Origin of the sequence: Okeania sp. SIO3B5 (assembly GCF_010692555.1) — a bacterium.
Taxonomy (GTDB): Bacteria; Cyanobacteriota; Cyanobacteriia; order Cyanobacteriales; family Microcoleaceae; genus Okeania.
On record NZ_JAAHHG010000734.1, the window covers coordinates 1 to 3,866 of the forward strand.

Consider the following 3,866-nt stretch of genomic DNA (forward strand, 5'->3'; position numbering starts at 1 on the left):
TCGAAGTATCCTTAGTTATTAGGAGCCTCTGGGAGTTGGAAACTCTCAAGTCCGGTTTTGAAACAGAGGTGAGGGATAGTGATATCCCCATCGACTGTAACTATCCAAGTTCTCAAATATGTTCAAATTGCGGGCATCAACAGAAAATGCCTTTAAGTATGAGAACTTACGAATGCGGACACTGTGGTTTCACTACAGACAGAGATTTTAATGCCGCTGTCAACCTAGAAAACTATGCACGTTAGTAGCTTGAGTTTCAAGCGAATTTAAGCCTGTGGAGAAGATAAGTTGCAGACTGCGGTCAGTGGTCTTCTGTGAAACAGGAAGCTAGCTCCAAAACCTATGCGATCGTGTATGGGTAAGTTTGGGCAAGTTTAGTAAAACGGATAAAAAGAAATATCAGGAGTGGTTGAAAAACCTTGAAGTTAAATCATAAAATCAAATATTTCTAATAGTTTTGGCTTTTTTGGGAGCTTATAGAAACCATTTGGTATCTATGATTATGTAGTTAAATATGGGAGATGGGGAGATGGGAGAATTTTCCTATTCTATTTCTCTATCTCCGGACATAATTTCATTAATGGATAATGGATAATTGATAATTACCTCTGGTTAAAACCGTTCTTGATTGAATATAAGGAATATTGTCTTTTTTTTCCCCTTAAAAGGGGAGGCTTTAAACCTGAATTATTTAATTATTAATTATTAATTATTAATTATTAATTATTCGGTAACGATATCTAGACAACATACTCAGCATAAATCAAACCCCAACCATGCAGCATCTCCCCATCTAGCAATAGCTTTACCTCAACATTACCGCTGACTTCCTCAATAAAACTATATTGACGCCCTCTGTTGTCCGGCACAACCAATTCCATCGCACTATCAAAATTCACTACAACCGACAAACGATCGCGTTCGTCTGCTGCCTCCACTCGCAAACTTGCTGGCATGGGCATACTGCGATGGGCAAACACGCTAGCCATAACTCCCGGCAACCGCATCGGTAACACCCCAGTCCTCGACCATTGCCAGTCGATCGCCAAAGTCGGTCCTAAAAAAATCTTCCGCAACCGATTACCCAAATAAACAAATATATAAGATAACCCCCACTCAGAATGATCTCTGTTAGTACGTCTATCTAAAACTAGAGTCAAAGTTCTGCCATCGGCACAAACTGCAAAAGCGACAAACCACTCCCAACCAATATCCTCCCCCCAACGAAACCTACCAAAGTTGCGGTCATGGTAGCAAAACCAGTCTCGATGGATGGGAAAATTCATGTCCCCAACAGACAACTCCCCCGCCACTTGCAAACCAGGCACTAAACCCCAACCAATGAAACCGCTACCGAAAGGAGAATCTTCTGTTACTAACAATGGTGTGGCCTCTGCAAAAGCTGTAAAGGCGATCGCCAACCCAGAACCTTCATCTTGCACCTCTACCCGTGACTGTCTGCCATTTATTTCTAAAGAAACATTCTGAGCTTGCAACTGCAAAGGTTCGCGACTCACTGTCCCCGTCTCCCATATCTGGGGATAAGCAGTGCCAAATGTTGCCAAGGTAGCTTCTGGAGGCAGTTCGACTGTCAGAAGTTCTCTGGGTACAGTAACAATAAAAGTCAATTGCAGTTCGCCGCCATTAAGTCTACCACTGAGAGTCAAATTCACCAAAACTCGCAACCCAGTTTTAGGTTCCATTAAAATAAAATGATACCAGTCTTTCCAGTCTAAAGGTGCTGACTGGTCAGTAATAGGAATGCGTAACTGTTCTACACTAGCTAATGTTCGTTCATCCATAGTCATTTCAGTTATCAGTTGAATTAGCAGTCCGAAGTCCAGTAGGGTGCGTTTTGCTCGCAACATGAAAAGTGGAACAAAGTGGAGCGTAACGCACCATTTTTGATATTGTTGGTGCGTTACGCTATCGCTAACAGCACCCTACTCTTTCACTATCTCCCCATTCTTCCTACACTTCCTGGTCATAGCCCAATACTCCAGTAGTCCAGTAGGGTAACAAAGTGAAGAGTAACGTACCATTTTTGATGTTGCTGACACGCCTAAAAATGTAGGTTGGGTTGAGGGACGAAACCCAACAAAACCTTGCTTATGTTGGGTTTCGTCCCTCAACCCAACCTACACTTATTGCACTATTTTAGATGAAACAGTCCAGTAGGGTGCGTTAGCAGAACAAAGTGGAGCGTAACGCACCATTTTTGATGTTGCTGGTGCGTTACGCTATCGCTAACAGCACCCTACTCTCTCCCCATTCTTCCCACACTTCCTGGTCATAGCCCAATAGATTTAGATTCTCCTACTATATCCTCAACAGGAGCTTGAGTCGGAGAGGGGCGAGTTACAGGTTCTGGTGCTAAACTAGCGATCGCTTCTAATATGGCTGCTATCCTGGGGGACATAACTGCCAACCCTAAAATAATCGCCTCAAACCAGCGATCGCCATTCATCCCCAGTTCAGCACTCAAAGCTTCCCTGGCAGAATTATTGGGAACTAAGCTCTGAATATTACTGTTGTCTGGCAGCAGACTCCACAACCATAATTCCCAAAAAATCAACATTCCTCCCATTCCTGTTGCAGCACCCATGGAATTAGCAAAAGCAGTAGCAGACGACTGACTAATCTGCAACCACCGAAGCACTTTGGCTGATGCTAAAGCCACTACACCATTTTTAAAGAAACGAGTCCGACTCAAGCGATCGCTTAACTGATTTCCCGTTTCACTACCTGCATACTCCCTTCCTATTTGAGCGAGAACTACCAATAATTCCACTACCAACCACCGCACTGGCAAGAAATTTAATCCAGGGAGTGCCGTTGCCAAAGCATAACCTGCACTTCCTGCCTTAGCATCAGCAACGGGTGTAGGACTAGCCAATTCAGCAATGGTTGCCAAAATATTGCCAATACGAGGCGATAACACTGACAACCCCAAGAGAATACTACCAAACCAGCGATCGGCATCCATCCCCAGTTTAGCAACAACTGCTTCTGCCAAAAATGGTGGCACAAAAATCTGCTTGCCTACTTCCTCCGCTTCTACATCAGTTCCCACCAAACTCAATAACCATCGTTCCCAGATATAAAGCAGTCGTTGAGTTCCCGGTGTCTGACTGCTGCCTCCTAAGATAGTATTAGCGATCGTCAAACTTTCAGATATCCAACTAGGGAGTTGAGCAGAGGCAAGAGCTATCGTGCCATTTTTATAAAAAACAGTGTGTTTAAGTTGTTCCAGCAACCTACTACCGGGTAAAGTTTGAGCGTATTCTTCCCCTCTTTGAGCAATAACGATTAAAAGCTCTGCCACCAACCAACGACTAGGAATTTTATCCAGATCGATAACCCCTGAGATTAAGCCAAAAATACCCGCCATAGTAGAGTCGAAAGTATGAGAAAAGCCTGAATTATTTTCTCCAGAAACAGGAAAGGTAACATTCAGGGGAAACTCGACAACTTGAGGAAGAGGTTGCACGACTGGCATAATTTCAACATCAATAGGAATAGCCTCTTCTTGAATGCCAGGAAATCGTAACCAAGTTTTTAACCTTTGCCCAGGCAACACATCCCCAGGAATGGAAGTTGTTATTGTCTCACTAGCATCACTGCCAGAAAATAAATAAATATAAGGCGGTTCGAGTTTTTGGGATGCCGTAATAATTAAATTGCCATTATCTACTACCCAATCATCTAAAGTAGGACGTAACAGTATAGCCTCCTTCATCCAGTTGTGAAGAGACATTTGCAGCACCAGAGTTGAACCAGGTTGCAGTTGGAATTGAAGTTGTGGAAGTTGCAAAGAGTTCATATTTGCCTAAATTTTGTAAATTTTTTGGGTAGTAGTGATATAG

The 3,866-nt window shown here is 43.1% G+C and carries 3 protein-coding genes; 1 reads left to right on the top strand and 2 read right to left on the bottom strand.

Annotated elements, in window-relative coordinates; translation table 11 throughout:
- Positions 1–245: zinc ribbon domain-containing protein (locus tag F6K54_RS41650; protein ID WP_293090358.1), on the top strand; the 245-nt coding region annotated here is incomplete at its 5' end.
- Positions 246–740: 495 nt separating this feature from the next.
- Here the strand turns inward: F6K54_RS41650 and F6K54_RS41655 are convergent.
- The gene (locus F6K54_RS41655; RefSeq protein ID WP_293090359.1) at positions 741–1,808 is read right to left on the bottom strand and encodes a hypothetical protein; all 1,068 of its coding nucleotides are present in this window, start codon (positions 1,806–1,808) and stop codon (positions 741–743) included.
- A gap of 482 nt (positions 1,809–2,290) precedes the next feature.
- On the bottom strand, positions 2,291–3,823 hold the full coding sequence (locus tag F6K54_RS41660) for a hypothetical protein (protein ID WP_293090360.1): 1,533 nt from the start codon (positions 3,821–3,823) through the stop codon (positions 2,291–2,293).
- Between the last annotated feature and the right edge of the window lie 43 nt (positions 3,824–3,866).